The organism is Bradyrhizobium sp. AS23.2 (assembly GCF_001908185.1).
GTDB lineage: Bacteria > Pseudomonadota > Alphaproteobacteria > Rhizobiales > Xanthobacteraceae > Bradyrhizobium.
On record NZ_LGHM01000282.1, the window covers coordinates 1 to 3949 of the forward strand.

The following is a 3949-nucleotide window of genomic DNA, read 5'->3' on the forward strand; positions in this document are numbered from 1 at the left end:
TGGTGGTGGTGGTGGTGGCGGACGCTGAGCTCGCCCGAGATCTTGAAATGACGATGCCGCCGGAGCGATCCGGCGGCATTCTTCCTGTCTGCGTTGTGCGATAGCGGTTCAGCCGCGGCGCTTCTTGCTTGCCTTCTTTCCCGGCGCGCCCTTCGAAGGCCATGGCGTGACCGAAGGCGGCTCTGCGTGGCCCGGCTTGTTCCGATGCTTCTTTTTCTTTCCGGAAGCCGGAGCATCATCGAATCTCGGCCCACGCTCGCCGTGAAGCTTGCCCCGCGGCTTCGGTCCCGTCGCGTCGCGGAAATGATCGCCGCGACGGGTATCGCGGTCGCTCTCACCGGCCTCGCGCCGAGGCGGATGTGGCCGCTCCTCCGAAGGCTCCCGCCGCTGGGGCGCGTCCACCATCGGCTCGATGCGGATGCTGTCTTCCTTGTCCGGACGCTTGATCTTGGCTGCGAAGGATTCCGCGACCCGCTCGGAAATCTCGAACTCGGTGGTGGTGTCCATGATCTTGATCGCGCCGATGTCACGCTTGTCGATGCCGCCGCGACGGCAGATCATCGGGAGCAGCCAACGCGCCTCCGCATTCTTTCGCCGTCCGATGGCGGCGCGGAACCAGACGCTGGCCTCCGCCATGCCATGGCGCGACGACGATTTCCCGGATTTCGATCGGGGCTTCGCCGAGCGATCATCGCCTCCTTCGCCTTGAAACCTGTCGCGGCCGCGATCGTCACGCGGCCGGCCGCTGCGCTCGCCGGGATCGATGATGTCTTCCGGCGACGGCAGCCGCGCGCGATAAAGCCGCGCGAGCGCCGCGGCGATATCCTCAGCCGACCGCTCGGCCAACAACGCCTGCGCCAGAACCAGATCGTCTGAGGTGGTCTCCTCCGTGAACAACACGTCCTTCATGCGCTCGTGATCGAGCTTGCGGATCTCATCCGCCTGAGGCGCGATCCCCCAGACAGCGTCGATCCCTGAAAGATTGAGCAGCAGCTCCGCGCGGCGCCGCCGCGCGGGCGGCACCAGGAGGACGCTTGTACCCTTTCGGCCCGCGCGCCCGGTGCGGCCCGAGCGATGCTGCATGACTTCGGCATCATTGGGCAGGTCCGCATGGATGACGAGGTCGAGGCTGGGCAGGTCGATGCCGCGGGCGGCGACGTCGGTCGCCACGCAAACGCGGGCGCGTCCGTCCCGCAGCGACTGGAGCGCCAGGGTCCGCTCGTTCTGCGTCAATTCACCTGATAGCGCGACCACGGAAAAGCCGCGCTCCAGCAGCGCCGCCTGCAAATGCCGGACCGCATCGCGCGTGCTGCAAAAGACCAGCGCGCTCGGCGCCTCGAAGAAGCGAAGCACGTTGACGACCGCGTGCTCGACATCACCGGGTGCGATCCGGATCGCGCGATATTCGATGTCGGCATGACCGCCTTCGTCGCCCGCGACTTCGATCCGGAAGGCCTGCTGCTGATACTGCTTGGCCAGCGCAACGATGCCCCGCGGGAACGTCGCCGAAAACAACAGGGTGCGCCGCGTCTCCGGCGTGGTCTCGAGGATGAACTCCATGTCCTCGCGAAAGCCGAGATTGAGCATCTCGTCGGCCTCGTCGAGCACAACCGCCGTCAATTCGGAGATGTCGAGACGACCGCGGCGCAAATGGTCGCACAGCCGCCCGGGCGTGCCGACGACGATGTGAGCGCCCGCCGCAAGCTCGCGCTGCTCGCGCCGTGGATCCATGCCACCAACGCAGGAGACAACCCGCCCGCCCGCATGCCCATAGAGCCATGCGAGTTCGCGCTGAACCTGCAAGGCGAGCTCGCGCGTCGGCGCCACGATCAGGGCGAGCGGCGCGGCCGCCGGCTCGAACCGCTCGGCGCTATCAAGCAGATCCTTGGCCATGGCGAGCCCATAGGCCAGGGTCTTGCCGGAGCCGGTCTGGGCCGAAACCAGGAGGTCGCGGTCGGCGGCTTCGTCGGCGAGCACGGCCAGTTGAACGGGGGTCGGTGAATCGTAGTTCCGCTCGGCCAAAGCTTGGGCGAGCGGCGGACTCAGGGCCGGAAATGACACGAGATGGAAACCTTGGTTGATTCAGGCGCGGAACGGCGAGCCACGACACCCGAAGCTGCGTGCGCGGCAAACGGCCCGGCCGCACGCTGGCGATTTGATCTGGACGCTCTTTACGCCAAGAGTTGGCAAATCACCATGCCTGTGACGCATGGCTTCGCGGAAAGAACCGCGCCCGAAGGTTGCAGAGGATTTTTGCGGCCACCTCGCGTAACCTGAACGCAACCGGATCTGCTGGGAATGACCGCGTGACGTCCTCCGTCAAACGCACCTGCGGCGATTGCACGCTCTGCTGCAAGGTGATGGCCATCGAGGCGCTGGCCAAGCCCGCGAACGCCTGGTGCCCGCATTGCAGACCCGGCCGGGGCTGCGCGATCTACGCGAAACGGCCGGACGAATGTGCGGGTTTCGCCTGCCTGTGGCTGGTTAACGATCTCCTCGACGAGGGCTGGAAACCGAGCCGGTCGAAGCTCGTTCTGACCACGTCGGATGACGGCATCGAAATCCGATGCGACCCGGGATCTCCCAACGCGTGGCGCAGGGAGCCCTACGCCAGCGACATCAGCGCATGGGCCAAGGAAGGCGAGATCAACGACATGACGGTCGTCGTCATCATCGGCCAGCGCGTGATCCTGGTCACGCCGGATCGCGAATTCGATCTCGGGATCATGGAGCCGGACGAACGGATCGTGCGTGAGCTGGAGGGCGCGAAGGTGGTGGGCGCGACGGTCGTGAAGGCGAGTGAGATCAGGCGTGGCTAACTATTCAGACCCGGCGTCTGGGCAATTTCAAATTTTGAGCAGAGCAGTCAATTCGGGAGCACCCTTCCTTCGGAAGTTGGCTATTCCCGGTGCCCGGGCGACTGGGCTAGGTTCAGGCCAAGGTATAGTGGGAGCACAACGATGCGATTGGCAGTCATTTCCGATGTTCACGGCAACCTTGCTGCTTTGGAGGCTGTGCTGGCCGACATCAAGGCGCGTGGCGTCGATAGTACGGTCAATCTGGGCGATTGCGTCACCAGCCCCTTGTGGCCGAGAGAGACTTTCGAAGCACTACAATCGCTATCGTTACCGACTGTGCGCGGGAACCATGACCGCTGGATTGAGGAGTTTCCAGAAGACAGGCTCTCGTCGGCGGGTAAGTTCGCGCGTAACGCATTGACTGCGGAGCAACGTCTCGCACTCCACAGCTTGCCTCCCCAGCTGCGGCTGGAAGACGGGATTTTGGCGTGCCATGGCACGCCCGACGACGATACGACGTGCCTGTTGGAAGAATCGCTCGACGACGGCCGCTTTGTGCCAGCGCGCCGCGAAGTGCTGGCAACGCGCCTGGGGAGTGAGACAACGGCTCGCGTGATACTGTGTGGTCATAGCCACCGCCAAGCGGCCGTTCATGGGCCGGGCGAGTGTCTGGTTCTCAATCCGGGTAGTGTTGGTTGCCCGGTGTTCGCGGACATTCCTTTTGCCGCAAACCTGGAATACCGCTCGCCTCACGCTCGGTATGCGATACTCACGAAACGCAAAAAAGGCTGGCAAGTCGAACTTCTGGCCCTGGAATACGACTGGGAGTCCGCGGCGGCGCGTGCACTCGCGAACAACCGCCCGGAATGGGCGCAGGCCTTGTCTTCTGGATACGTCAAAGAAAGCGAGTGAACCTGATGCAGATCAGGCGGCCGGAGCCACTCCGCCGCGACAAGGCCACCGCAGCAGTGCGCAAGCTCGCGTAGGGGCCGGCTCACCTGGTCCTAATCCCTGCAGGGCTATCGCATATGAAGAAAAACGTGTCGGGAAGCTCGCCTGCGGCCATCCTTCGAGACGCCCGCCTACGGCGGGCCCTCAGGATGAGGTCACGTTTCGCGGCGAGATATCAAACCCTCATGGTGAGGAGCCCG

At 64.5% G+C, this 3949-nt stretch carries 3 protein-coding genes; 2 read left to right on the plus strand and 1 reads right to left on the minus strand.

The features are described from left to right. Positions 1-108: 108 nt before the first annotated feature. Positions 109-2061: a DEAD/DEAH box helicase gene (locus AC630_RS41075; RefSeq protein ID WP_074124065.1), complete on the minus strand. Its 1953-nt coding sequence runs from the start codon at positions 2059-2061 to the stop codon at positions 109-111. Positions 2062-2306: 245 nt separating this feature from the next. On the opposite strand from AC630_RS41075, the gene AC630_RS41080 reads away from it, so the two are divergent. Together AC630_RS41080 and AC630_RS41085 are read left to right on the plus strand one after the other, a co-directional pair. Beyond that, positions 2307-2819: a hypothetical protein gene (locus tag AC630_RS41080; protein WP_143198723.1), complete on the plus strand. Its 513-nt coding sequence runs from the start codon at positions 2307-2309 to the stop codon at positions 2817-2819. 141 nt (positions 2820-2960) lie between these two features. Continuing rightward, positions 2961-3710 carry a metallophosphoesterase family protein gene (locus tag AC630_RS41085; RefSeq protein ID WP_074124066.1) on the plus strand — a complete coding sequence of 250 codons (750 nt, stop codon included), beginning with the start codon at positions 2961-2963 and terminating at the stop codon, positions 3708-3710. Positions 3711-3949 lie beyond the last annotated feature (239 nt).